Below are 23,728 nucleotides of genomic sequence, written 5' to 3'. Positions count from 1 at the left end.
ATTTCACCGATAGTACTATCGGTGAAATTCCGCACAAGTGCCGCGAGACAATCGTTACGAGGAGGGAGGGGGAGCGATGACGAGCACGCCGCTCAGCCGGAGCGAGGCCAAGGACCTGACCAGACGCAGGCTCATCCGCGCCGCGCTGGAGATCCTGGACGAGGAGGGCGAGGCCGGTCTGACCACGGTCAAGGTGGCCAAGGCCGCCGGGATCGCGCAGTCCAGCTTCTACGTGCACTTCAAGGACAGGCAGGAGCTGCTGCGGGTGCTCGCCGAGGAGGGCGGCGAGCGGTTGCGCGGGTCGATGCGGGAGGCGCGGCGCAAGGCCCGCGAGGCCCCGGACGACCTCGAACGGCACCGCGAGACGTTCCGCATCCCGCTGGAGTCCATCTGCCGGCACCCCGAGCTGCTGCGCATCCAGCTCAGGGCGCGGCACGACCCCTCGTCCTCGCTACGGGACTTCGCCGTGGAGACGGCGGCGGCCTATCGCGACCATCACGCCGCCGACCTGGCCGCGCTCGGCTACACGGCCGACAACGAGCGGGACAGGCAGCGGCTGGAGATGATCGCCGAGGGGATCAACGCGGCCACCAACGCGCTGGCGATGGGGCACCTGGAGGGGCGCTACCCCGATCTGGACGAGGCCGCCGACATCCTGACGGCCCTGTCGAGAGGTGCGCTCCGGCTGCTCAGGTCCACCTCGGGCAAGCCCGCCGGCGAGCCTTCGGCCGGCCCGCAACGCGGAGGCCGTCCAGATCCAGGATGACTTCGCTCAGAGTCCCACGCCGGCGGCCAGCGCGGACACCTCCCCCTCGGTCAGCCTTCCGTCCGCGACGACGGTGACGATCCGCCTGGTCAGCGTGGTGTCGAGGAGCAGCGGCGTGTCCCAGGCCAGCGCCTGGCCCACCCCCGGATACTCGGCCACCCGCACGAACCACGGATCGCCGTCCGCCTGGACGAAGACCAGGGTCCAGTCCCGGCCGTCCGGCGTGGTGCCCGACATGGCCACCCAGGGCTCCCGGCTGCCGTGCACGGCCTCCTCGTCGCCGGGCAGCGTGACCCTGGCGGTGGAGGTGCCGGGCGCGCGCCAGAAGAAGCCGCCGTAGCCCGCGCCCGCCCGGCCCTTGGTGGCCGAGCTGTGGATCTCCAGCGGCGCGCCGGTCAGGTTGGTGAGCGTGAACGCGAAGTCCAGCGCCCAGGCCTCGCCCACCGGCCTGGCGGTGACCGTGCGCTCCTCGCGGGCCAGCGCGCCGCCGGGGCCGATCCACTCCAGATGCTCGATGAAGCCGCCGTCGCCCAGGTCGGTGAAGGCCACGTGCCGCTGTCTCCCGTGGTTGTCCAGCCACGTGGGACCCTGGTCCCTGACGTAGGAGCGGCCGCCCCAGAAGTTCGCCCCGCCCAGGTCGGAGATCGCCACGCCGACGCCGAGGTGGTGCACGTGGTCCTCGGGACGGACCTCGGTGACCTCCACCCCGCCGAGAGTGCGCACCCGATGCAGGTACGGGCGGGGCGAGTCGGTGGCGGGCAGGTCGGGACGCCTCTCGTAGGCGGCCACCGCCTGGCCCGAGACCAGCAGCTCCACCCGCGTCCACGGGACGTCGAGCTCGGAGTAGAGCGCCAGCTCCCGCGCGCTGCGCCGGGTCAGCTCGGCCACGCCGGGCAGCACCCGGCCCACGACCTCGCCCGCGGCATCCCGTTCCACGATCTGATGCCGTTCGGGGATCGGCGCCGGCTCTGGCGCCAGCCTGATCGCGTCCAGCACCTGCGTGAACCGCTCGGTGCCGGCGAGCGGCGCCAGCAGCTCGGCGCCCGTGCGGACGTGGTCGATGAGGTTGTCGAGCAGGTTCACCCGATCGTGCGCGGTCGTCGTGACCGAGCCGTCGGGCAGCTCCACCGTGAGCCGGTCATGCGTGTACACCAGCGTGGCCCGGCCCGCGTCGCCGTGCACGACCAGGTGAGCCTCGCCGCGCGCGTTCGATGGTGTGGGCTCCGCGTAGGGCGCGCACAGCGTCGCCGCCATCGTGATCGTGAACCCGTTCTCCAGCCGCAGGCGCACGCAGGAGGTGTCGTCAGACTCGATCGGATGGGCGTGGTACAGCTCGGTCTCGATCTCCGCGATCGGGCCGTCGGCCAGGGCCAGCGCGGTCGCGATGGCGTGCGCGAACGGGTTCGTCAGCGCGCCGTCCATCACGTCCACGCCGTTCAGCCGGCGCTTGCCCGCCCACGGCGAGCGGGTGAAGTAGGCCGACGGGCGGTGCCAGGCGCCCCAGCCGCCGATGCCGCGCACGTTCCCGATGGCCCCGCTCGCGATCAGCTCACGTACGGCTGGGATGGCCGCGGAGCCGAGGGACTGGAAGCCGACTTGGCAGGCCAGCCCGGTCTCCTCGACCGCCGCGGCGATCCTGCGGTGCTCCTCGGGGCTTGGCGCGGGCGGCTTCTCCAGCAGCAGGTGCGAGCCGGCGCGCAGCGCGGCCACCGCGAGGTCGGCGTGCGTGTTGATCGGCGTGCAGATGATCGTGATCTCCGCGCCGGTCTTGGCGATCAGCTCGCCCAGGTCGGACGACTGCATGGGCGAGCCGAAGTCCACCTCCACGGGCCGCAGGTCGCAGATCCCGGCCAGCTCGACCACGCCGCGCTCGACCATCCCGCGCAGGATGCCCAGGTGGTGCCTGCCGTGCCCCTCGGCCCCCGCCAGCACGACCTTGACGGGCGCCATCACGACCACCTCAGCCCGAGCCCGGCGTGCCCGCCCGAGCGCAGCACCCCGCCCGAGATCTCCACCGGGTACGGCTCCGCCAGCAGCCCCAGCCGCGCGAACGAGGCGTCCTCCACGTCCTCCACCATGACCGGCAGCGGCAGGGCCAGGGCGAGCTGTCCCGACACCTCGCTCAGCAGGTGCGGGTACACCGGCACGTCATACGTCCTGGCCAGCTCCACGATCCGCAGGAACGGCGTGATGCCGCCGACCCGCACCACGTTCGGCTGCACCACGTCGCACGCCCCCGCGGTCAGCAGGTCGCGGAAGCCGTAGGTGGTGTAGACGTTCTCGCCGACCGCGACCGGCACGTCGATGGAGCGGCGCAGCTCCACGTGCGCGGCCACGTCGTCGGCGGGCAGCGGCTCCTCGATCCAGTGCAGGCCGAACTCGCGCAGCGCGGCCAGCGCCCGCCGGGCCCTGTGCAGGTCCCAGCGCTGGTTCGCGTCGATCATCAGCAGCCGGTCGGGGCCGATCACCTCGCGGACCGCGGCCACCCGCGCCACGTCCTCGGCCAGGTCGGGACGGCCCACCTTGATCTTGACGCCCCGGTACCCGGCCGCCACCCAGCGCCTGGCCTGCTCGACCAGCTCCTCCAGCGGGTAGTGCAGGTTGACGCCGCTGCCGTAGACCGGGAGCTCCTCGCGCCGCCGCCCCAGCACGTCGGGCAGCGCGTCGCCGCCGCAGCGCAGGTCCCACAGCGCCAGGTCGATCCCGGCCAGCGCGATCGTGGTGATCCCGCCGGGTCCCGCCTCGCGCAGGTGCCGCCACAGCCGGTCCCACACCACCTCGGGGTGGGCGGGCAGCCCGATCAGCGCCTCGCGCAGGTCGTGGTCGAGCAGGGCCTTGACGGCGTGCGCGCCGATCTGCGGCGTCCAGGAGAACCCGGTGCCGGTGCGCCCGTCCTTCAGCGTGACGTGGGTGACGATCACGTGGTTGGCGGGCACGTCCTCGCCCCAGGGGCGCGGCAGCGGGGCGGTGCGCAACTCGGTACGCAGGTCCGCGATCGTCATGACGCCGCCAGTTCCAGCCCGGTCTTGATCAGCGCCCCCAGCTCCTCCAGGTGCTCCTCGGTCACCTCCACCAGCGGCGGGCGGACGGTGCCCACGTCCAGGCCGCGCAGCCGGACACCGGCCTTGACCAGGGAGACCGGGTAGCCGGGGACCTTGCCGCGCAGGCGTACGAGGGGGGCGTAGAACTCGGTGAGCAGCCGCTCCTCGCCGTTCAGGTAGGCCAGCGCGATCTCCGGCGCGAACGCGAACACCGCGCTGGAGTACAGCTCCACGCCGATGCCCCGGTAGGCGGGCATGGTCAGCTCCGCCGTCGGCAGCCCGTTGAAGAACAGGAAGTCCGGGTACACCTCGCGCACGGCGAGCACGGTCCGCTGCATCCGGTCGATGTCGCCCAGGCCGTCCTTGAGCCCGATCACGCCGGGGAGGCCGGCCAGCGCCACCACGGCCTCCGGTTCGAGCACCACCGAGCCGCGCTGGTAGACGATCACCGGCAGCACCTCGGCCACCGCCCGTACATAAGCCTCAAAGCCATGCAGGGGTCCCTGCGACAGGTACGGCGGCATGAGCAGCAGCCCGTCCGCGCCCGCCTCCCGAGCGGCCCGCGCCTGGTTCAGCGCCGCGCCGATCGGCCCGCCCGCGCCCGCCAGCACCGGCACCCGGCGGTCCACGACCTCGGCCGCCACCCGCACCGCCCGCGCGTGCTCGGCCTCGGACAGCGCCGAGAACTCGCCGGTGCCGCACGCCACGAACACGCCGCCTGGCCCGTGCTCCATGCCCTGCCGGATGTGCTCGGCCAGCACCTGCTCGGACAGCGCGCCGTCGGCGTCGAAGGGGGTGACGGGGAAGAACAGGACACCGCTGAGATTCATTCGGATTCTTCCTTGAGTTCGGTACGCCAGGAACGCTTGGGCTGCCAGCCGAGCAGTCGCTCCGCCTTGGCGGTCGAGAAGGCGGGGGTGGTGCCGGTCAATCCGGACGCGAACGGCTCGGTGCCGGGCACGACCTGGGGGAGCAGCTCGGCCAGCGGCTTCCTGGCCAGCGCGTCGGCCGCCCCGGCGAAGAAGACCTCGCCGTTGGGCAACTCGGGCAGCGCCTCGGAGAGCATGGCGATCATCTCCGCGGCGTCGCGGGAGTCGATGTAGTTGAACAGCGACACCCCGCCCAGCTCGGGCTGGTCGAGCCGTTCGGCCACCGTGTGCCCTGACTGCGTGGGCGCGCCCGCCCATTCTTCTGGCGGGATGACGAAGCACGGCCGCACCGCGGCCATCTTCGTGCTCCCCGCCCGGGCGAACGCCTTCATCGTCTGCTCGGCCGTGACCTTGGACAGGTTGTAGGCGTTCCAGGGGCGGACCGGGTGCTCTTCGTCGATGGGCAGATATTCGGGCGCCCAGCCGCCGGGGGCGCCGTACCCCATGACGGTGGGGCTGCTGGCCACCACCACACCTGGCACACCCAGGGCCACCGACGCCTCGCACACGTTGAACGCGAGTTGCGTGTTGACCTTGAAAATCACCGATTCAGGGAAGCTGAACGGCGTGGCGATCGCGGCCAGGTGAATCACCGACTCCGGCCGGAACCTGGCGATCACCTCGAATGTCTCACCCGTGTCGGTGAGGTCGGCCGGTAACGTGACGGCCGCCTCCGCCGGTGTCCCGGGGACGCGGTCGACGCCGATCACCTCGTGCCCGGCCGCCGCGAGCGTGCTGACCACGCTGCGGCCGAGGCGTCCTGCGCTTCCGGTGACGAGGACTTTGCTCACCGTGAGGGGCTCCTTCAAGACTGCAAACAGTTGCACTAAACCTTTGTGTCAGGAAGGGTGAGGCGTCAAGAGGCGATTTCGTCACCGGCCGTCTAGCTGGGGGTTCCCGGGTGGGTCGTGCGGCAAGCGCTTTCATCGTACTCATTGGTCCTGCAAGCGGTTGCGTTAGGGTGGGCGGCTGTGACAGTGACGATTCGTGATGTGGCCAGGGCGTCCGGCGTGCATGTGTCGACGGTGTCCAGGACGTTCTCCGCGCCGCACATGGTGAACGCCGCGACCCGCTCCAGGGTGCTGACGGTGGCGGAGGAGCTGGGATACCGGCCCAACCGGGCGGCCAGGGCGCTCACGACCGGGCGTACCCACAACATCGGCCTGATCGTGGCCGACATCGCCAACCCGTTCTTCCCGCCGCTGATCAAGGCCGCCCACTCGGCGGCCAGGCAGCGCGACTACCACCTGTTCGTGGCCGACACCGACGAGGAGCCGGCCGCCGAGGAGGAGTTGGTCCAGGCCTTCTCCAAGCAGGTGGACGGAGTGGTGCTGTGCAGCCCGCGCTCGTCCAACAAGGCTCTCGAACGGCTGGCCGAGCGGGTGCCGTTCGTGGTGATCAACCGGCGGCTGCGCGGCGCGGCCACCGTGCTGATGGACGTCGGCCACGGGGCCAGGCTGGCGGTCGAGCACCTGGCCGGGCTCGGCCACACCCGCGTGGCGCTGGTGTCGGGGCCCGCCGGGTCGTGGACGAGCGCCGAGATCCGCACGGCCGCCGAACAGGTGCCGGGCGTCGACCTCGTCGTCGTCGGCCCCAACGCGCCCACCGAGCGGGGCGGGTACGCCGCGGCGACCCGCGTGCGGGACTCCGGGGTGACCGGCCTGCTCGCCTACAACGACCTGGTGGCCATCGGGCTCATCGAAGGGCTCGGCGACCTCGGGATGAGCGTGCCCGAGGACATGAGCGTGATCGGGATAGACGACATCGTCCCCGGCCGGCTGAACCGCCCGAAGCTCACCACGGTCGCCATGCCCACGGCCGCGGCCGGCCGGCTGGCGGTCGATCTGCTCATCCAGGAGGTGAGCGCCACCACCTCGCTGGAGACCCGGCTCGTCATCAGGGACTCCACCGCTGCTCCGCGATAGCCTCAAAGCTGCAAACGGTTGTACTAAACCGGATCGAAATTCATCTGACTTCTCGGGTGGACACGCTTGTTAGCTGGGAAAATGCCGTGGCGATATATCGGTAACGGCTATGTAACGCCTGCAAAGGGTTGACGGAACTTTCCCCCCAGCTATAGGAAAGCGCTATCCATTCACTTCTTGCCGGAAGGTCCGTGATGACTGAAGTTTCGGTGGCGGTGAAACCCCCCCACACGGCGAAGGAGCCCGTACGTGGTGGTCACCGCTCCACGAAACGGTCCCGCCGAGAGGCACGCGCCGCCTACCTCTTCCTGGCCCCCTGGTTCGTCGGCCTGCTCGTCATCACGATCGGCCCGATCTTCGCCTCCCTGTACCTGTCGTTCACCGACTACAGCCTCCTGGAGGAGGCCAAGTGGGTCGGGTTCGACAACTACACCAGGATGTTCACCGAGGACCCGAGGTTCCTGGCCTCGCTGAAGGTGACCACCATCTACGTGATCGTCTCGGTCCCGCTGCAACTGGCCTTCGCGCTCGCGCTGGCCCTGGTGCTCGACCGGGGGCTGCGCGGCCTGCCCATCTACCGCTCGATCTTCTACCTGCCCTCCCTGCTGGGCGGTAGCGTCGCGATCGCGATCCTGTGGCGCAAGGTCTTCGGCGCCGACGGCCTGGTCAACGCGGTGCTAGCGGTCTTCGGCATCGAGGGCCCCGGGTGGGTGGGCGACCCCGACACGGCGCTGAGCACGCTGATCCTGCTCCACGTGTGGACCTTCGGCGCCCCGATGATCATCTTCCTCGCGGGGCTGCGCCAGATCCCGGCCAGCTACTACGAGGCCGCCGCGGTGGACGGGGCCGGGCCGCTGCGCAGGTTCCGCTCGATCACTCTGCCGCTGCTGACGCCGATCATCTTCTTCAACCTGGTGCTGGAGCTCATCAAGTCGTTCCAGTCGTTCACCCAGGCGTTCATCGTGAGCGGTGGAAGGGGCGGCCCCGCCGACTCCACGCTCTTCTACACGCTCTACCTGTATCTGCAGGGCTTCAAGAGCTACGACATGGGCTACGCCGCGGCGATGGCCTGGATCCTGCTGTTGATCATCGCCGGACTGACCGGGGTGAACTTCCTCGCTTCCAAGTATTGGGTCTTCTATGGCGACACCAAGTAGGCCGGTCCCGGCCCTGTTCCGTCCGTTCAGGGGCGGAACCGTGGCCAAACACATCCTGCTGATCGGCTTCGGCCTGATCATGCTCTACCCGCTGTTCTGGATGATCTCCAGCTCGCTCAAGCCGGAGGAGCTGATCTTCCGGCAGCCCGGACTGTGGCCCAGCCAGGTCACACTGGAGAACTACACCGAGGGCTGGTACGCGCTCAAGCACCCCTTCGGTTATTACCTGTGGAACTCCGCGGTGCTCACGGGACTGTCGGTGATCGCGAACCTGGTGGCCTGCTCGCTGGCCGCCTACGCCTTCGCCCGGCTCAACTTCCCGCTGAAGAAGCTCTGGTTCGCGCTCATGCTGGGCACGATCATGCTGCCGCACCACGTGACGATCGTGCCGCAGTACATCATGTTCTCGAAGCTCGACATGATCAACACGATCTGGCCGCTGGTCCTGCCGAAGATCCTGGCCACGGACGCGTTCTTCATCTTCCTGATGGTGCAGTTCATCCGTACGCTGCCGCGCGAACTGGACGAGGCCGCGGAGATCGACGGCGCCGGTTATTGGCGGATCTTCATGAGGGTCGTCATGCCGCTGTGCGTCCCGGCGCTGGCCACGACCGCGATCTTCACGTTCATCTGGACCTGGAACGATTTCCTCAGCCAACTCCTCTATCTCAACAACCCCGACAACTTCACCGTGACGGTAGCGTTGCGCACGTTCTTGGACGCCAGTAGCGATTCGTCGTGGGGTCCGATGTTCGCCATGTCGATCATCGCGCTCGGCCCCATTTTCGGTTTCTTCCTGGCAGGCCAGAAATACCTGATCCGTGGTGTCGCCACCACGGGACTGAAGTAGTTCCTCCACCCCCCAACAGAGAACACCCATAGGAGGTAGAGCTGTGAGCTCTGGCAAGAAGATGTGGTCGGCGGCGCTGCTCGCCACCGCTGTGCTGGCGGTCACCGCGGCCTGCGGCAGCGGCAGTGGCGGAGGAGAGACCGCCGACGGCAAGATCAAGCTGCGCTTCTCCTACTGGGGCAGTGACGCGCGGCAGAAGATGACCGAAGAGGCCATCAAGAAGTTCGAGACGAAGAACCCGACCATCGACGTCGAGGGCGAGTTCTCCGACTTCGCCAGCTACTACGAGACGCTGTCCACCAAGGTCGCGGGCAGCGACGCGCCGGACATCATCAGCCTGGAGATCCGCGGCCTGCGCGAATACGCCGACCGCGGCACCCTGGCCGACCTGGCCAGCAAGGTCAACACCGCCGACATCGACGCCAAGGTGGTGGCCACCGGCGCCATCGACGGCAAGCAGTTCGCCATCCCCACCGGCGTCAACGCCTTCTCCCTGCTCGTCAACAAGGCCCTGGTCCAGCAGTCCAAGGCGGAGGTCCCCGACGACAAGCAGTGGACGTGGGACGACTACATCGCGCTGGCCAACAAGGTCAGCACCGGCAGCGGCGGCAAGATCACCGGTACGCAGCTGAGCTGGAACCCCGCGTACCTGCAGATCTACGCCGCGCAGAAGGGTGAGCCCTTCTACAACGGCAACAAGCTCGGCGTCTCGCCCGGCACCATCACGGAGTGGTGGGGCATCATGCAGAGCCTGATCAAGGGCAAGGGCGCCCCCGAGGCGGCCAAGAGCCAGGAGATCGGCGCGACCAGCATCGACCAGTCGCTGCTGGGCACCAACACCGGCGCGATGGGCATGTGGTGGAGCAACCAGCTCGGCGCGGCCGCCAAGGCGTCGGGCCAGAGCCTGGACCTGCTGCGGATGCCGAAGATCAAGGGCGCCACCACCGGCGGCATGTTCCTGCAGCCGGCCATGTTCTACAGCGCCTCGTCCAAGAGCGAGCACGCGGCCGAGGCCGCCAAGTTCATCGACTACATGATCAACGACCCCGAGGCGGGCGCGATCATCCTCAGCGACCGCGGCCTGCCGGCCAGCTCCAAGGTGCTGGCGGCGGTCAAGGACAAGCTGCCTGAGACGGACCAGAAGACGCTGGCCTTCCTCGACGAGGCCAAGGGCGAGCTGACCGACCCGCCCCCCGCCCCGCCGAAGGGCGCCAGCGCCATGGAGGACATCCTCACGCGCTATTCGGAGGAGGTCATGTTCGGCCGGATGACCCCTGACGACGCCGCACAGAAGTTCATCACGGAGGCGAACGCCTCCATCGCCGGTTAAAGGAGAGACATGAGGTACGCGTTCGTCGGGCTCGGGCACCGCGCGCAGATGTACGTCGACGCGCTGCTCGGGGAGTGGCGCGACGCCGGCACCATCGTCGCCCTGTGCGACACCAACCGAACCCGCATGGACTATTACGTCGAGCGGATCGGCCGGGAGGTGCCGTGTTTCGCCGCCGATGAGTTCGACAAGATGCTCGAGCTCGCCGACGCGGTCATCGTCACCACCGTCGACGCCACGCACGCGAAATACGTGTGCGCGGCGCTCGACGCGGGACGTGACGTCATCGTGGAGAAGCCGCTCACGATCGACGCCGACGGGTGCGCGGCCATCGCCGAGGCGGCCGAGCGCAGCACCGGCAAGTTGATCGTGACCTTCAACTACCGGTATTCGCCGCGCAACTCCGCCGTGCGCCGCCTGCTGCAGGAGGGCGTGATCGGCGAGGTGACGTCGGTGCACTTCGAGTGGATGCTCGACACGATCCACGGCGCCGACTACTTCCGCCGCTGGCACCGCGACCGGGTCAACTCCGGCGGGCTGCTCGTGCACAAGTCCACCCACCATTTCGACCTGGTCAACTGGTGGCTCGGCTCGGCTCCCGAGCTCGTCTTCGCGCAGACCGACCTGCGCTTCTACGGCGCCGAGAACGCCAGGAAGCGCGGCCTGGCCGACCGGCCCGAGCGCGCGCACGGCGCCCCCGGGCTGGGCAGCGACCCGTTCCTGCAGGACATCTCCAAGGACGAGCGGCTCAGGCGCCTCTACCTGGATGCCGAGCACGAGGACGGCTACATCCGCGACCAGGACGTCTTCGGCGAGGGCATCACCATCGACGACAACATGTCGGTGATGGTCCGCTACGCCAACCGCGCCGTCATGACCTACTCCCTGCACGCCCACGCCCCGTGGGAGGGATACCGGGTGGCCTTCAACGGCACGGCCGGGCGGCTGGAGCTGGACGTGGTGGAGCGGGAGTGGACGCCTGAGCACGCCGCCATCGACCCGAGCGCGGCCTCCAAGGAGCACGCGACCGGGTCCTCGGAGCGGCTGGTGCTGCGCCGCCACTGGAGCGAGCCGGAGGAGATGCCCATCGTGGCCGGGGCCGGTGGACACGGCGGCGGTGACCGGCTGCTGCTCAACGACGTCTTCCGCGGCCCCGGCGACGACCCGCTGGCCCGGCAGGCCGGCTACCGCGACGGCATCCGCAGCGTGCTGACCGGCCACGCGGCCAACCTCTCGGCCCGTACCGGGGCGCCCGTGCACCTGGCGGACGACGGCACCCGTGTTCGCTGAGCTGGCGCGGATCGCCACCGCGCAGCGCGGGCTGTACCCGGTCCTGCCGGGGCCCGAGCTGCGCGTGGCGGCACGCGAGGCCATCGGGGTGCTCGACCTCGTGGCCGCCGACGTCCGGGTCGAGCGGACCTGGACCGCGGACGACCTGTACGGCGAGGAGCTGTCGTGGTCGGTGGGGTTCGGGCCGCGGACGCGGGCCTACCTGCTACGGCCCCGCGACGCCGCCGGGCCGCTGCCCGGGGTGGTGGCGCTGCACTGCCACGGCGGGATGAAGTGGGTCGGCAAGGAGAAGATCGCCGACGGCCCCGAGGAGCCGTCGCCAGAGGTGCGGCGGGCGCGCGACGCCATCTACGGCGGCCGGGCCTTCGCCAACGCGCTGGCCCGGCGGGGTTTCGCCGTGCTGGCCCACGACGTGTTCGTGTGGGGCAGCCGCCGCTTCCCCCTGGACGTGGCGGAAGGGCCGCTCGGCGAGCCCGACACACCCGACATACCCGGCAGACCTGAAGGGCAGCTCAGCGAGGCCGACAGATACGACCGCGCCGCCAAGGAGCACGAGCACATCGTGGCCAAGCACTGCGCGGTGCTGGGCACGTCGTTCGCGGGCGTCGTCGCAGGGGAGGACCTCGCGGCGACGGCCTACCTGCGCTCACGCCCCGACGTGAGCGAGGTCGGGTGCGTGGGACTGTCGGGAGGCGGCCTGCGGGCCGCCCTGCTCGGCGCGTTCGACCCCGACGTCAGAGCCGTCGTGGTCGCCGCGATGGTCTCCTCCTACCGGGACATGCTCGCGGGGCACGTCGAGAAGCACACCTGGATGTTGTGGCCGCCCGGCCTGCCGATGCTGGGCGACTATCCCGACCTGGTCGCCGCCCGCGCGCCCGAGCCGCTCATGGTCCAGTACGCCATGCGCGACACCCTGTTCCCCGAGGAGGGCATGCGCCGCGCCCACGCCATGATCGGCGAGCGTTACGCGCACGCCCCCGGCGGCTACGAGGCGGTCTTCGCCGACGTGCCGCACAGCTTCGACGTGCCCAGGCAGGAGCTGGCCTTCGACTGGTTGTCGGCGCGGCTCAAGAGCTAGCGCCCACCGCCGCCCGTTCCCGCCACGGGCGGCGGTGCCTGGGGGAGCCGTTTCAGTTGCCCTGTTTCCAGGTGGCGATCAGCTTGTCGTAGTCCAGGGTCTCCGGCTTGCCCCGCTCGTCGGCCAGCTTGGGCGCGGGGGCGCCCGGCTGGTCGTACCAGTACTGGGCGGGGCGCTCCGGGTTCAGCTTGGGCGCGCACTGGCCGCCGTACCCCTGCTGTTCGCGTGAGAGCCGCTCCAGCCGGGACAGGATCTCGTCCTGCTGCTTGGCCAGGTTGTCCATCGACTGCTGCGCCGTGGTCTCACCGGTCACGGCGGTGGCCACGTTCTGCCACCAGAGCTGGGCCAGTTTCGGGTAGTCGGGCACGTTCGTCCCGGTCGGCGTCCACTGTTTGCGGGCCGGCGAGTCGTAGAACTCGATGAGGCCGCCGTACTTCTTGGCGTTGTCGGCGAAGTACTGGCTCTTGATGTCGGACTCGCGGATGAAGGTCAGCCCGACGATCGACTTCTTCAGCGACACCGCCTTCGACGTGACGAACTGCGCGTACAGCCAGGCCGCTGCCCGGCGGTCCTGCGGGGTGTTCTTCAGCAGCGTCCAGGAGCCGGCGTCCTGGTAGCCCAGCTTGTTGCCGGTCTTCCAGTAGGCGCCGTGCGGGCTCGGCGCGATGCGCCACTTGGGCGTGCCGTCGCTGTTGACGACCGGCAGCCCTTCCTTGGTCATGTCGGCGGTGAACGAGGTGTACCAGAAGACCTGCTGGGCGATGTTGCCCTGCGCCGGGACCGGGCCCGCCTCGCTGAAGTTCATGCCCGCGGCCTCGCGGGGGGCGTACTTCTTCAGCCAGTCCACGTACTTGGTCAGGGCGTAGACCGCGGCCGGGCCGTTGGTGTCGCCGCCGCGGGTGACCGAGGAGCCGACCGGGCGGCAGTTCTCCACCCTGATGCCCCAGTCGTCCACCGGCAGGCCGTTGGGGATGCCGGGGTCGCCGTTGCCCGCCATGGACAACCACGCGTCGGTGAAACGCCAGCCCAGGGACGGGTCCTTGCGGCCGTAGTCCATGTGGCCGTAGGTCTTCTTGCCGTCGATGGTGCCGTTGCCGTTGACCTTGTTGGTGAAGAAGTCGGCGATGTCCTCATAGGCGGCCCAGTTGACCGGCACGCCGAGGTCGTAGCCGTAGGCGTCCTTGAACTGCTTCTTGATGTCCGGGTCGGTGAACCAGTCGTAGCGGAACCAGTAGAGGTTCGCGAACTGCTGGTCGGGGAGCTGGTAGATCTTCTTGTCCGGGCCGGTGGTGAAGCTGATGCCGATGAAGTCGTTCAGGTCGAGCGTGGGCGAGGTGACGTTCTTGCCCTCCCCGGCCATGTAGTCCGACAGCGGGACCACGTAGTCGCCGCGCGAGTGGGTGCCGATGAGGTCGGAGTCGTTGACGTAGGCGTCGTAGATGTTCTGGTCGCCCTGGATCTGGGTCTGGAGCTTCTCGACGACGTCGCCTTCCTGGATCAGGTCGTGCTTGATCTTGATCCCGGTGATCTCGGCGAACGCCTTGGCGAGCTGCTGCGACTCGTACTGGTGCGTGGTGATCGTCTCGGAGACCACGTTGATCTGCATGCCCCGGTACGGGGCCGCGGCCTTGATGAACCAGTCCATCTCCGCGAGCTGCTGATCCTTGCTCAGCGTGCTCGGCGTGAACTCCTGCGTCACCCACCGCTGGGCCGCGGCCTTGCCGTCGGCCTCCTTGAAGTCGCTCGCGGGCTTCTCCGCGCTCTGTGTGCAGCCTGCCGCTATCAGGACGACCGCGACCAGACCTACGGCCGCGGACCTGCCTGCCCGATGCCTCATCGTTTGGACTCCTCTTCTGTTAGCCCCATATGCCGATCACGACCGCCACCAGCAGCGCGCAGCCGAGCGCGAGCCACATGGACAGGTCGGTGATTGCGATCCAGCCCGCCAGGACGACGGCGGCGCTGATCAGGCCGATGTAGAGCCGGTCGCCCCGATCGGTCTCGATGCGCAGGAAGCCCCGCCTGGCCACCGGCGGCGAGATGCGGGCCCAGACCGTCATGACGACCAGCAGGAGGGCCAGCCCGGCGAAGACCAGGGCGGTGGGGGCGGTCCAGACCATCCATTGCATTGCCTAGACCCTCCCCAAGGCGAATCCCTTGGCTATGTAGTTGCGGACGAACCAGATGACGATCGCGCCCGGGACGATGGTGAGCACGCCCGCCGTCGCCAGCAGGCCCCAGTCCACGCCCGCCGCGCTGACCGTCCTGGTCATCGTGGCGGCGATCGGTTTCGCGTTCACCGAGGTGATCGTCCTGGCGATCAGCAGCTCGACCCAGCTGAACATGAAACAGAAGAACAGGGTCACGCCGATCGCGGAGCGGATCATCGGCAGGAAGATCCGGATGAAGAAACGCGGCAGAGAATAGCCGTCGATCGCCGCGGTCTCGTCGATTTCCCGGGGAATTCCGGACATGAATCCTTCGAGGATCCAGACCGCCAGCGGCACGTTGAAGAGCATGTGCGCGATGGCCACGCCGAGATGCGTGTCGAAGAGGCCGACGCTCTGGTAAATCTGGAAGAACGGCAGCAGGAATACCGCCGGCGGGGCCATTCGATTGGTCAGCAACCAGAAGAACAGGTGTTTGTCCCCGGCGAAACGGAAGCGGGAGAACGCGTACGCCGCCGGCAGCGCCACGATGAGCGACATCACGGCGTTCATCGAGGTGTAGATGATGGAGTTCAGATAGCTCGAATACCAGGAGGAGTCGGTGAAGAAGGTGGCGTAGTTGTCGAACGTCACGCGCTGCGGAATGAGCGAGAAACTGCCGAGGATGTCCTCGTTCGGGCGGATCGACATGCCGAACATCCACAGGAGCGGCAACATCAGCGTGACCACGTACAACCAGAAGACCGTGCGCGCCCAGGGGAGCCGCCGTCCGGTCGTCCTGTCTTTCGACGCTGCCATGGACCTCACCTCCCCGACCTGGTGAGCACGGTGAAGAAGACGTAGCAGAGGATCTGCACGATCAGGAAGTAGAGCAGCGAGAACGCGCCGGCCGGGCCCAGGTCGAACTGGCCGACCGCGATCTTCGACAGCAGGATGCTGAGGAACGAGGTGGCGTTGCCGGGGCCGCCGCCGGTCACCACGAACGGCTCGGTGTAGATCATGAAGCTGTCCATGAACCTGAGCAGGATCGCGATCGTCAGCACCCCGCGCAGCCGGGGAAGCTGGATGTGCCGGAAGGTCGCCCAGGCCGAGGCGGCGTCGATCTGCGCGGCCTGGAAGTAGGGCTCGGGGATCGAGCGCAGCCCCGCGTACGCCAGCAGCGCCACCAGCGGCGTCCAGTGCCACACGTCCATGAGCAGCACGGTGATCCAGGCGTCGGTCGAGTCGAGGGTGTAGTTGAAGTTGATCCCCAGCACGTTGTTGATCGTCCAGCCGCCGAGCCCGATGTCGCCGCGGGCGAAGATCTGCCAGATCGTGCCCACCACGTTCCAGGGGATGAGCAGCGGCAACGCGACCAGCACCAGCGCCACCGACACCCACACGCCGCGGCGCGGCATCACGACCGCCAGCGCCACGCCGAGGGGGATCTCCAGGAGCAGCACCTGCGCGGAGAACAGCAGCGTGCGCAGCAGCGCCGCGCGCACCTCCGGGTCCCGCGCGATCGACCTGAACCACTCCAGCCCGACGAAGACCCGCTCGCTGGGGCTGAAGACGTCCTGCACGGAGAAGTTGACCACGGTCATCAGCGGGATCACCGCGGTGAACGCCACCGACACGACCACGGGCAGGACCAGCAGCCAGGCCCGGTTGTTCTTACGCTTCAGGCTGACCCGCGGCTCTTCCTCCGTGGCGACCTCTGCGGTGCTCTGCTCGCTCACGCCTGACCCCTTCCGTTCAGGGGCGCCAGCGCGCCGCACCTCACCTCGTCGCGGAACAGGAACGTGCGATCGGCGGGGAAGTGCAGGAACTCGACCGTGTCCGGCTGGTAGGAGGTGCCCGCCTCGGTCTTGGCGATCACCGGGTGCTCGCCGACCAGGGTGTGGACCAGGTCGTACGCGCCCATCCGGTCGATCCCCGTCACCTTGGCCGCCACACCGGGGGAGGTGCGGGCCTCGGTGATCCGGACGAACTCGGGCCGCACGCCGATCCGCACAGGCCCGGGTGGGAGCTCGTTCGTGACCGCGCCGACGTCCGACTGCCCGACGCGTACGACGCCGCCGACCACCTCGGCGGGCACCACGTTCATGCCGGGGGAGCCGATGAAGTGCCCGACGAACTCGTGCGCCGGCGACAGGAACAACTCCGCCGGCTCGCCGGCCTGCACGATCGCGCCGTCGTTGAGCACCACCACCTCGTCGGCGAACGTCAGCGCCTCCGTCTGGTCGTGCGTGACGTAGATCAGCGTGTGCCCGGTGTCGCGGTGGATCTCCTTGAGCTTGCTGCGCAACGTCCACTTCAGCGCCGGGTCCACCACGGTCAGCGGCTCGTCGAGCAGGACGGCGGCCACTTCCGCACGCACGAGGCCGCGGCCCAGGCTGACGATCTGCTGGCGGCCCGCGTCGAGCCGTCGTGACCTGCGGCGCAGGAGGTGGTCGAGGCCCAGGAGCTCGGAGACCTGGCGGACGCGCCGGTCGATCTCCTGCTTCGGGACCTTCCTGTTCCTGAGCGGGAAGGCGAGGTTGTCGTAGACGGACATCTCCTCATAGAGCACCGGGAACTGGAAGACCTGCGCGATGTTGCGGCCGGCCGTGGGCACGCCGGTGACCTCGCGGTCGTCGAAGAAGATCTGGCCCACCGAGGGGGTGATCAGGCCGGAGATGATGTTCAGGAGTGTGGTCTTGCCGCAGCCGCTGGGGCCCAGCAGCGCGTACGCCCTGGAGCTGTGCCACGTCCACGTCATCGGCTTGACCGCCCAGGTCCGGCCGCCGTCGTAGCTGTGGCCCACGCCCTCCAGCCGGATGTCAGCCATGCAGGTCCACCTCCGCCGCGCTGGTGGCCAGCAGGCGTCCCCCGTCCTGGTCGAAGACGAAGACGTGGGCGGGGTCCACGTACGCGGTGGTGGACTCGCCCGGCGTGAAGAGCTGTGGGCCCGACAGGTGGGCGACCAGGTGGCGGTCGCCCTGGAGGAGCAGGTGCAGGAAGGTCGCGCTGCCCGTCACCTCGGCGAGCCTGATCTCGGCGGGTAGCTCAAGTGCGCCAGGACCATTACGACCGATTGTCACCTGGTGGGGACGTACGCCGAGCACCACGTGGTGGCCGGTGGCGTGCGCGCGGGGCGCGGGGAAGGAGGTGCCGAGGACCTCGATGCGGCCGTCGCGTACGACGCCGGGCAGCAGGTTGAGCGGCGGGTCGCTGAGCGTGGCGGCCACGGCGAGGGTCGGCGGGTGGGCGTACATGTCGGCGACGTCCCCCACGTGCCCGACCCTGCCCTCGCCCAGCACCACGGTCGGCGCGGCGAACGTCAGGGCCTCGTTCGGGTCGGCGGTGGAGTAGAGCACGACGCCGGGGGAGTCGGCGAACATGGTCTTGAGGTCGGCGCGCAACTGCTCGCGCAGCTTGAAGTCGAGGTTGGCCAGGGGCTCGTCGAGCAGCAGCAGGTCCACGGGCCGGGCCAGGGCGCGGGCGATGGCGGTGCGCTGCTGCTGCCCGCCCGACAACTCGGCGGGCCGGCGGTCCAGCAGGTCGGTGATGCCCATGAGTTCGGCCACCTCGCGCACCCGCCGCTCGACGCCCTCGCGGCGGAAGCGCGGGTCGAGGCGAAGGGGGGAGGCGATGTTGTCGTGCACGGTCAGCGACGGGTAATTGATGAATTGCTGATAGACGAAGGCGACCGAGCGTTTTCGCACCGAAATTCTGGTGACGTCTTTTCCGTTGACCACCACGCGACCTGAATCGGGCGTCAGCAAACCGGCGGAGACGCGCATCAACGTCGTCTTTCCGGCCGTCATCGGGCCGATGAGGGTGGTCATTCCCTGAGCTAATTCGAGGCTGATGTGGTCTAACCAGGTCTCTCCACGCTGCCGTACGGATACGCCATCGAGAATCACCGTCACTGTGCCCGGTCCTCTCTGCTTCCCTCTCTTCTAACATGATCTGAATCTGGCTGCAAAGAGTGCTTGTGTGGCCCTTGTTAAGGATGTGACTCGTGGTTTCCGGCCGAGTCAAGCCCGAGAATGCCGTGAACGGCCGGGGCTATCGCCGCGACGACTTCTTCCCTGCTCATGGCGGTCAACGGCGGAAATTTCAGGACATATCGGCATAGGGCAATCCCGAGGAGGTGCGCCGACACCAGCCCCGCCCGCGTCGGGGCCCGCTCCGGGGCCTGCTCCGGGTCCCGCTCCGGGTCCGGCGACAGCGCGGCCACCGCGGGCACGAGCTGCTCGGCGAAGATCGAGCGCAGCCGCTCGGCCGCGGACTCGTTCGTGATCCCCGTACGCAGCAGGATCCGCAGGCTCTCGCCGGACTCCCAGCGGTTCAGGAAGTGGCGCACGAGCGTGGCGGCGATCTCGCCACGCGGCAGGTCCCGTACGTCGGGCAACCTCAGGTCGAACTCGCTCGCCGCCGCGAACAGGCGCTCCTTGTTGCCGAAATACCGCATGACCATGGCCGGGTCGATGCCGGCGTCGGCGGCGATGGCCCTGATCGTGGCCCGGTCGTAGCCGTCGGCGGCGAACCGCTCCCGCGCCGCGGCCAGGATGCCCGCCTTCGTCTCGGTCGCAGATCTCCTCATGCCCACGACTGTAGGCCAACATCTGTTGACATTCCAGGTGCCGCGTTCTAGCGTCAACAGGTGTTGGCCTACAAGCGTTGACTCCTGAGGAGGAGACATGATCACCACTGACGTGCTCGTCGTCGGCGCGGGCCCCGTGGGACTCACGACCGCCATCGTCCTGATCCGGCTCGGCCACGACGTCGTCATCGTGGACGGGCAGGCCGAGGGCGCGAACACCTCCAGGGCCGCCGTCGTGCACTCGCGCACGCTGGAGCTGCTGGAGCCGTACGGCGTCACGCCCGCCCTGGAGGCGCGCGGGCTGCACATGCCCCGCTTCACCATCAGGGACCGCGACCGGCTGCTGGTCGGGGTGCCCTTCGAAGGGCTGCCGACGCGCTACCCGTACACGCTGATGATCTCCCAGGCGGACACCGAGGCGTTCCTGCTGGCCCGGCTGGAGGAGCTGGGCGGGCGCGTCCTGCGTCCCGCCCTGGTGACCACGATCGCGCAGGACGCCTCCGGCGTCACCGCCACCCTCGACGACGGCCGCACGCTGCGTGCCTCCTACCTGGTGGGAGCCGACGGCATGCACAGCGCGGTACGCGAGCAGGCCGGCATCGGCTTCACCGGCGGCACCTACGCCGAGTCGTTCGCCCTGGCCGACGTGCGGCTGAGCGGCGGCGTGCCGAAGGACGAGGTCATCCTGTACTTCTCACCCGACGGCCTGGTCGTCGTGGCGCCCCTGCCCGACGGGATCCACCGGATCGTGGCCACCGTGGAGGAGGCCCCGCACGAGCCCGACGCGGCCTTCGTGCAACGGCTGCTCGACGCGCGCGGGCCCGAGGCCGAGCCCGCCGTGGTGGAGGAGGTCGTGTGGGGCTCCCGCTTCCGCGTCCACCACCGGATCGCCGACACCTACAGGGACGGGCGGATCCTGCTCGCCGGCGACGCGGCGCACGTGCACTCGCCGGCCGGCGGGCAGGGCATGAACCTCGGGATCGAGGACGCCGTCATGCTGGGGGAGGCGCTGGCCAAGGTGCTCGAAGGCGGCTCCGGCGACCTGCTCGACGTCTACGCCGCCGCGCGCCGGCCGGTGGCGGAGAAGGTGGTGGGGCTGGCGAGCAGGCTGACCACGCTGGCCACGACCGGCGCCGCCCTGCGGCCGCTGCGCAACGCGGTGCTGGGCCTCGCGGGCCGCCTTCCCGCCGTACGCCGCCGCCTGGCCTGGCAACTCTCCGGCCTCGACCGCCGCTGACCGCTCACCCGCTACCGGCCGCCTCCCTGCCTGTGCTCGCCTACGTCGCCTGTGCCTGCCTGCCCGCCTGTGCTCGCCTGCCCGCCGGTGAAGACCTTGGTCACCAGCTCGCGCAGCCGCGTTCGCTCGGCGGGCGTCAGTGGGGCCAGCGTCTCGCGCTCCACCTTCTCGACCAGGGAACGCGCCCGGTTCAGTGCGTCCAGGCCGGACGGCGTCACTGACACCCGGTAACGCCGCCGATCGGCCGGATCACGATCGCGCTCGGCCAGCCCCGCCGCCACGAGCCCGTCCATCAGCCGCACCATGTCGCTCGGATCCAGCCCGAGCCGGTCGCCCACCTCCCGCTGTGCCGACGCCCCGAAGTCGGCCAGCGCCGCCAGCGCCGCGAACTCCCACAGGCTCAGCCCCGCCTCGTCCGCCAGCCGCCCGGCCAGCACCCGCCGGCCGGCCGCCCCGACCTTGTGCAGCACGAAGGTCGTGGTGGCGAGCAGGGTCGGCGGAAGATCCATGCGACCAAGTGTAGGTTGTTACCAATCATTGGTGACTACCAACTGTTTTGGAGGTTCAGAATGGACGCTCTCTACCCCCGCCTCCTGGTCCGCGACTTCCCCACGGCCGTCGCGTTCTATCGGGCCGCACTGCGCGACCTGCTGGGCGTGGAGCCGGTGAAGGTCCTGCCCGGTTACGCCAACTGGGACATCGGTGGCGAGGCCGGGCTGGTCCTGTTCGCCCGCGACCGCCTGGCCGAGGCCGTCGGCGCCGGGCATCTGCCGCAGGCCGCTCAGGACACGGCCATGCTGGTCATGAAGGTGGACGACGTGGACGGGGCCACCGCCCGCCTGGCCGGGCACGGCGCCATGGTGGCCGCCCCGCCCCAGGACCGCCCTGACTGGGCGCCCACCCTGCGCACCGCGCACCTCCGTGACCCGGAGGGCAACCTCATCGAGCTGCAGTCGTACTGAAGCCGGGGCACGTGTCAGGGACGCGGCCGGTGTCGAAGTAGGCGGCCACCTTCGTCTGGCAGCCGGGAGTCTGCAGGGCGGAGCCGTGCATGTCGTCGTCGATCGTCACCACGCGCCCGCCGATGGCCTTCTGGGTCTCCAGCGTCCACTCGTACGGCGACGGGCTCTCATGCAGGTGCCCCGACAACGCCAGCGAGCCGTCGCTGTGCCGCAACTTCGGCGCCTTCGGGGGCAGCGGCCACCCCGCGCACATCGGGATGGGCACGGTGGCCTCTCCGGTCACCGGGTAACGCTCCAGGCGTTGCCGGTAGGCGTTCCAGGCCGACTCGAACGTGTGCGGCCCCAGATCCTCGTTGCAGAAGATCGAGACGTTGACCACCGGGTTCTGGCGTTCCGGCGCGTCGTCCGGCATGGGCGGGCGGCCCTCGCCGAAGATCCGCTTGAGCGCGGGCGGCGCCTCGGGGCCGGTGGCGTCCACCAGCTCCTTCAGCACCTCGGCCACGTCGGGCCAGGCCACGCTCGGCTGCCCCGCCGCCTCGGCGATCATCCGGCCGTCGATGGTGACGTCGAGGTCGGTGAAGGTGATGGGGTGGTCGGCGTACTTCTCGCGCAGCCGGGTCAGCGCGGACACCACGCCGGCCTTCGTCGTGCCGAATCCGTAGGTGTCGTCGCGCCTGGCGATCCACGCGGCCATGCGCAGGAAGTCGCGGTCGGCGGCCATCGCGCGTACCTCGGTGAAGACGTCCATCTTGGGCACGGGCAGCGCCGGGCTGTCCAGCCACATACGCCGCACCCTGGCGGGGAACAGGCTGCGGTACACCGTGCCCAGCCAGGTGCCCCAAGAGACGCCCAGGAAGCCGATCTTCCGCTCGCCCAGGGCGGCGCGGACGCGGTCGAGGTCGCGGGCCACGTTCGCGGTCGTGAGCTGGCCGATCAGGGGGTTCGACGTGGCGCACGCGCGGTTGGCCGCGGCGGTCTCGTCGTAGGCCGTCCTGGCCACCTCCTCGGTGATCGGCCCCGGCGGCGGTGGCTTCACCGACAGCCGGCACTCCGCCCTGGTGCTGTAGCCGACCCCGCGCGGGTCGAACCCGATCAGGTCGTGGCGCTCGTTCAGCTTCATGCCGGACATGACGAGCTCGATGGGCATCAGGTAGCCGCTGCCGCCCGGCCCGCCCGGGTTGACCGCCAGGCTGCCCAGCCGCCGCTTCCTGTCGGTGGCCTTCAGCCTGGTCACGGCGATGCTGATCTGCTTGCCGTCCGGGTCCGCGTAATTCTGGGGGACGCTGAGGGTGCCGCATTCGGTACGCCCTGACAGGCGCCTGAACTCGGGGAAGTCCTTCTCGGCGAGCCCGCGCCCGCGCAGCACGTCGTCGGAGTATTTCGGGCATTCCCGCCAGGTGATGCTCTCGGCGGGGGTCGCCACCAGGGCACCGAGCGACAGCGCGCCCGCGAGCAGGGTGTGGAGGATCATGCCCTCAGGCTGGCCGTGACCCCCCGTACGCCACATCCCCCGGCAGTGGGAGCCCGCGAGCCACCTTCAGGGGAGGACCTCTGGGGGAGAACCTTCAGGGGGGACCTTCAGGGAATTCAGGGAAGGATCGAGTCCACGTACCCGCCGTCCACCCGCACCGCCGCGCCCGTCGTCGCCGAGGCGAGGGGCGAGCTCAGGTAGACCACCAGGTTCGCGATCTCCTCGGGCTCGATCAGGCGCTGGAGCAGCGACTGCGGGCGGTGCAGCCGCATGAACTCCCGCTGCGCCTCCTCCCACGGCAACTCCCGGTCCACGAGTTGGTAGACGAAGTCCTCCACGCCCCCGGTGTGCGTCGGCCCCGCGATCACCGAGTTGATCGTCACGCCGCTGCCCGCCGCCTCCTTGGCGAACCCCCTGGAGACCGCCAGCAGCGCCGTCTTGCTCATGCCGTAGTGGATCATCTCGATCGGGACGACGATGGCGGAGTCACTGGCGATGTACTGGATCCGGCCCCAGCCGCGATCCTTCATGGCGGGCAGGTAGGCGCGGGTGAGGCGCACCGCGGTCAGCACGTTGACCTCGAAGTAGCGCCGCCACTCCTCGTCGCCGATCTCCAGCGCGGGCCTGGACTCGAAGATGCCGAGGTTGTTGACCAGGATGTCGACGTGCGGCAACATCCGTACGACCCGCTCGCAGCCGTCGTCCGCCGAGACGTCGCCCGGCGCCGCGACCAGGTCGTAGTGCAGTCGCTCGCCGCCGGTCCGCTCGGCCTCGATGCGCTCGTCGTCCATCCGTTCGATGGCCGTCGCCACCGAGCCCTCGCTGCGGCCGTTGATCCCCACGCGGGCTCCCGCCCGGGCCAGTCCGGTGGCTATGGCCGCCCCGATTCCCTGGGTCGAGCCGGTGACCAGCGCGGTCTTGCCGCTGAGATCGATGCGCACGATGTCCCACCCC

At 69.5% G+C, this 23,728-nt stretch carries 23 protein-coding genes; 9 read left to right on the top strand and 14 right to left on the bottom strand.

Going from position 1 to position 23,728, the window contains the following annotated elements:
* Positions 1–76 precede the first annotated feature (76 nt).
* Complete coding sequence (locus tag ACFPZ3_RS60445; protein WP_379523499.1) at positions 77–766, top strand: TetR family transcriptional regulator; 690 nt, start codon at positions 77–79, stop codon at positions 764–766.
* A 6-nt stretch (positions 767–772) separates the two neighbouring features.
* On the opposite strand, the gene ACFPZ3_RS60440 is transcribed toward ACFPZ3_RS60445, so the two are convergent.
* From ACFPZ3_RS60440 to ACFPZ3_RS60425, 4 genes are read right to left on the bottom strand one after another with little or no spacing between them, the layout of a single operon-like run.
* Complete coding sequence (locus ACFPZ3_RS60440; protein WP_379523498.1) at positions 773–2,716, bottom strand: DUF6807 family protein; 1,944 nt, start codon at positions 2,714–2,716, stop codon at positions 773–775.
* Positions 2,716–3,768: a mandelate racemase/muconate lactonizing enzyme family protein gene (locus tag ACFPZ3_RS60435; RefSeq protein WP_379523497.1), complete on the bottom strand. Its 1,053-nt coding sequence runs from the start codon at positions 3,766–3,768 to the stop codon at positions 2,716–2,718. The genes ACFPZ3_RS60440 and ACFPZ3_RS60435 overlap by 1 nt, the downstream gene beginning before the upstream one ends.
* Entirely contained in the window at positions 3,765–4,637 is an 873-nt protein-coding gene (locus ACFPZ3_RS60430; RefSeq protein ID WP_379523496.1) for a 5-dehydro-4-deoxyglucarate dehydratase, read from the bottom strand. The genes ACFPZ3_RS60435 and ACFPZ3_RS60430 overlap by 4 nt, the downstream gene beginning before the upstream one ends.
* Positions 4,634–5,527, bottom strand: a complete 894-nt coding sequence (locus tag ACFPZ3_RS60425; RefSeq protein ID WP_379523495.1) for an NAD-dependent epimerase/dehydratase family protein — start codon at positions 5,525–5,527, stop codon at positions 4,634–4,636. Before ACFPZ3_RS60425 ends, ACFPZ3_RS60430 begins: the two co-directional genes overlap by 4 nt.
* A gap of 180 nt (positions 5,528–5,707) precedes the next feature.
* Between ACFPZ3_RS60425 and ACFPZ3_RS60420 the strand changes: the two genes are divergently transcribed.
* The 6 genes from ACFPZ3_RS60420 (at position 5,708) to ACFPZ3_RS60395 (ending at position 12,366) form a co-directional block, all read left to right on the top strand.
* Positions 5,708–6,661, top strand: coding sequence for a LacI family DNA-binding transcriptional regulator (locus tag ACFPZ3_RS60420; protein WP_379523494.1), 954 nt, complete (start codon positions 5,708–5,710; stop codon positions 6,659–6,661).
* Positions 6,662–6,855: 194 nt separating this feature from the next.
* The gene (locus tag ACFPZ3_RS60415; RefSeq protein WP_379523493.1) at positions 6,856–7,818 is read left to right on the top strand and encodes a carbohydrate ABC transporter permease; all 963 of its coding nucleotides are present in this window, start codon (positions 6,856–6,858) and stop codon (positions 7,816–7,818) included.
* Positions 7,819–7,897: 79 nt separating this feature from the next.
* Positions 7,898–8,668: a carbohydrate ABC transporter permease gene (locus ACFPZ3_RS60410; protein ID WP_379523565.1), complete on the top strand. Its 771-nt coding sequence runs from the start codon at positions 7,898–7,900 to the stop codon at positions 8,666–8,668.
* A 43-nt stretch (positions 8,669–8,711) separates the two neighbouring features.
* The gene (locus ACFPZ3_RS60405; protein WP_379523492.1) at positions 8,712–9,998 is read left to right on the top strand and encodes an extracellular solute-binding protein; all 1,287 of its coding nucleotides are present in this window, start codon (positions 8,712–8,714) and stop codon (positions 9,996–9,998) included.
* A 9-nt stretch (positions 9,999–10,007) separates the two neighbouring features.
* Positions 10,008–11,288, top strand: a complete 1,281-nt coding sequence (locus tag ACFPZ3_RS60400; RefSeq protein WP_379523491.1) for a Gfo/Idh/MocA family protein — start codon at positions 10,008–10,010, stop codon at positions 11,286–11,288.
* A complete protein-coding gene (locus ACFPZ3_RS60395) occupies positions 11,278–12,366 on the top strand; it encodes a dienelactone hydrolase family protein (protein ID WP_379523490.1) in 1,089 nt (362 codons plus the stop codon). The genes ACFPZ3_RS60400 and ACFPZ3_RS60395 overlap by 11 nt, the downstream gene beginning before the upstream one ends.
* Before the next feature lie 52 nt (positions 12,367–12,418).
* On the opposite strand, the gene ACFPZ3_RS60390 is transcribed toward ACFPZ3_RS60395, so the two are convergent.
* The 7 genes from ACFPZ3_RS60390 to ACFPZ3_RS60360 form a co-directional block, all read right to left on the bottom strand.
* Positions 12,419–14,203 (bottom strand): ABC transporter substrate-binding protein, encoded by a 1,785-nt coding sequence (locus ACFPZ3_RS60390; protein WP_379523489.1) that lies wholly within the window; start codon positions 14,201–14,203, stop codon positions 12,419–12,421.
* A gap of 19 nt (positions 14,204–14,222) precedes the next feature.
* Positions 14,223–14,495, bottom strand: a complete 273-nt coding sequence (locus ACFPZ3_RS60385; RefSeq protein WP_379523488.1) for a DUF2160 domain-containing protein — start codon at positions 14,493–14,495, stop codon at positions 14,223–14,225.
* A 3-nt stretch (positions 14,496–14,498) separates the two neighbouring features.
* Entirely contained in the window at positions 14,499–15,332 is an 834-nt protein-coding gene (locus ACFPZ3_RS60380) for a carbohydrate ABC transporter permease (RefSeq protein WP_465263607.1), read from the bottom strand.
* 5 nt (positions 15,333–15,337) lie between these two features.
* On the bottom strand, positions 15,338–16,252 hold the full coding sequence (locus ACFPZ3_RS60375; protein ID WP_379523487.1) for a carbohydrate ABC transporter permease: 915 nt from the start codon (positions 16,250–16,252) through the stop codon (positions 15,338–15,340).
* Positions 16,249–17,343, bottom strand: a complete 1,095-nt coding sequence (locus ACFPZ3_RS60370; protein WP_379523486.1) for an ABC transporter ATP-binding protein — start codon at positions 17,341–17,343, stop codon at positions 16,249–16,251. Before ACFPZ3_RS60370 ends, ACFPZ3_RS60375 begins: the two co-directional genes overlap by 4 nt.
* On the bottom strand, positions 17,336–18,421 hold the full coding sequence (locus ACFPZ3_RS60365; RefSeq protein ID WP_379523563.1) for an ABC transporter ATP-binding protein: 1,086 nt from the start codon (positions 18,419–18,421) through the stop codon (positions 17,336–17,338). The genes ACFPZ3_RS60370 and ACFPZ3_RS60365 overlap by 8 nt, the downstream gene beginning before the upstream one ends.
* 83 nt (positions 18,422–18,504) lie before the next feature.
* Positions 18,505–19,104, bottom strand: coding sequence for a TetR/AcrR family transcriptional regulator (locus ACFPZ3_RS60360; protein WP_379523485.1), 600 nt, complete (start codon positions 19,102–19,104; stop codon positions 18,505–18,507).
* Positions 19,105–19,201: 97 nt separating this feature from the next.
* On the opposite strand from ACFPZ3_RS60360, the gene ACFPZ3_RS60355 reads away from it, so the two are divergent.
* The gene (locus tag ACFPZ3_RS60355; protein WP_379523484.1) at positions 19,202–20,341 is read left to right on the top strand and encodes an FAD-dependent oxidoreductase; all 1,140 of its coding nucleotides are present in this window, start codon (positions 19,202–19,204) and stop codon (positions 20,339–20,341) included.
* A gap of 11 nt (positions 20,342–20,352) precedes the next feature.
* On the opposite strand, the gene ACFPZ3_RS60350 is transcribed toward ACFPZ3_RS60355, so the two are convergent.
* Entirely contained in the window at positions 20,353–20,850 is a 498-nt protein-coding gene (locus tag ACFPZ3_RS60350) for a MarR family winged helix-turn-helix transcriptional regulator (RefSeq protein ID WP_379523483.1), read from the bottom strand.
* 60 nt (positions 20,851–20,910) lie between these two features.
* Between ACFPZ3_RS60350 and ACFPZ3_RS60345 the strand changes: the two genes are divergently transcribed.
* A complete protein-coding gene (locus tag ACFPZ3_RS60345) occupies positions 20,911–21,303 on the top strand; it encodes a VOC family protein (protein ID WP_379523482.1) in 393 nt (130 codons plus the stop codon).
* Here the strand turns inward: ACFPZ3_RS60345 and ACFPZ3_RS60340 are convergent.
* Positions 21,281–22,774, bottom strand: a complete 1,494-nt coding sequence (locus tag ACFPZ3_RS60340; protein WP_379523481.1) for an alpha/beta fold hydrolase — start codon at positions 22,772–22,774, stop codon at positions 21,281–21,283. The two genes, ACFPZ3_RS60345 and ACFPZ3_RS60340, sit on opposite strands and share 23 nt — an antisense overlap.
* A 116-nt stretch (positions 22,775–22,890) precedes the next feature.
* Positions 22,891–23,715, bottom strand: a complete 825-nt coding sequence (locus ACFPZ3_RS60335; RefSeq protein WP_379523480.1) for an SDR family NAD(P)-dependent oxidoreductase — start codon at positions 23,713–23,715, stop codon at positions 22,891–22,893.
* Between the last annotated feature and the right edge of the window lie 13 nt (positions 23,716–23,728).

This window comes from Nonomuraea insulae (genome assembly GCF_042656245.1).
Note: the sequence above shows the minus strand (reverse complement) of the source record. Positions and strands in the feature narration are given on the sequence as shown.

What these genes read in the sequence shown, in the direction of transcription:
- ACFPZ3_RS60340 (WP_379523481.1), bottom strand. Translation starts at nt 22,774, where the DNA reads ATGATCCTCCACACCCTGCTCGCGGGCGCGCTGTCGCTCGGTGCCCTG.
- ACFPZ3_RS60410 (WP_379523565.1), top strand. Translation starts at nt 7,898, where the DNA reads ATGCTCTACCCGCTGTTCTGGATGATCTCCAGCTCGCTCAAGCCGGAG.
- ACFPZ3_RS60355 (WP_379523484.1), top strand. Translation starts at nt 19,202, where the DNA reads ATGATCACCACTGACGTGCTCGTCGTCGGCGCGGGCCCCGTGGGACTC.
- ACFPZ3_RS60370 (WP_379523486.1), bottom strand. Translation starts at nt 17,343, where the DNA reads ATGGCTGACATCCGGCTGGAGGGCGTGGGCCACAGCTACGACGGCGGC.
- ACFPZ3_RS60400 (WP_379523491.1), top strand. Translation starts at nt 10,008, where the DNA reads ATGAGGTACGCGTTCGTCGGGCTCGGGCACCGCGCGCAGATGTACGTC.
- ACFPZ3_RS60440 (WP_379523498.1), bottom strand. Translation starts at nt 2,716, where the DNA reads ATGGCGCCCGTCAAGGTCGTGCTGGCGGGGGCCGAGGGGCACGGCAGG.
- ACFPZ3_RS60430 (WP_379523496.1), bottom strand. Translation starts at nt 4,637, where the DNA reads ATGAATCTCAGCGGTGTCCTGTTCTTCCCCGTCACCCCCTTCGACGCC.
- ACFPZ3_RS60435 (WP_379523497.1), bottom strand. Translation starts at nt 3,768, where the DNA reads ATGACGATCGCGGACCTGCGTACCGAGTTGCGCACCGCCCCGCTGCCG.
- ACFPZ3_RS60360 (WP_379523485.1), bottom strand. Translation starts at nt 19,104, where the DNA reads ATGAGGAGATCTGCGACCGAGACGAAGGCGGGCATCCTGGCCGCGGCG.
- ACFPZ3_RS60415 (WP_379523493.1), top strand. Translation starts at nt 6,856, where the DNA reads ATGACTGAAGTTTCGGTGGCGGTGAAACCCCCCCACACGGCGAAGGAG.
- ACFPZ3_RS60445 (WP_379523499.1), top strand. Translation starts at nt 77, where the DNA reads ATGACGAGCACGCCGCTCAGCCGGAGCGAGGCCAAGGACCTGACCAGA.
- ACFPZ3_RS60380 (WP_465263607.1), bottom strand. Translation starts at nt 15,332, where the DNA reads ATGGCAGCGTCGAAAGACAGGACGACCGGACGGCGGCTCCCCTGGGCG.
- ACFPZ3_RS60350 (WP_379523483.1), bottom strand. Translation starts at nt 20,850, where the DNA reads ATGGATCTTCCGCCGACCCTGCTCGCCACCACGACCTTCGTGCTGCAC.
- ACFPZ3_RS60385 (WP_379523488.1), bottom strand. Translation starts at nt 14,495, where the DNA reads ATGCAATGGATGGTCTGGACCGCCCCCACCGCCCTGGTCTTCGCCGGG.
- ACFPZ3_RS60345 (WP_379523482.1), top strand. Translation starts at nt 20,911, where the DNA reads ATGGACGCTCTCTACCCCCGCCTCCTGGTCCGCGACTTCCCCACGGCC.
- ACFPZ3_RS60390 (WP_379523489.1), bottom strand. Translation starts at nt 14,203, where the DNA reads ATGAGGCATCGGGCAGGCAGGTCCGCGGCCGTAGGTCTGGTCGCGGTC.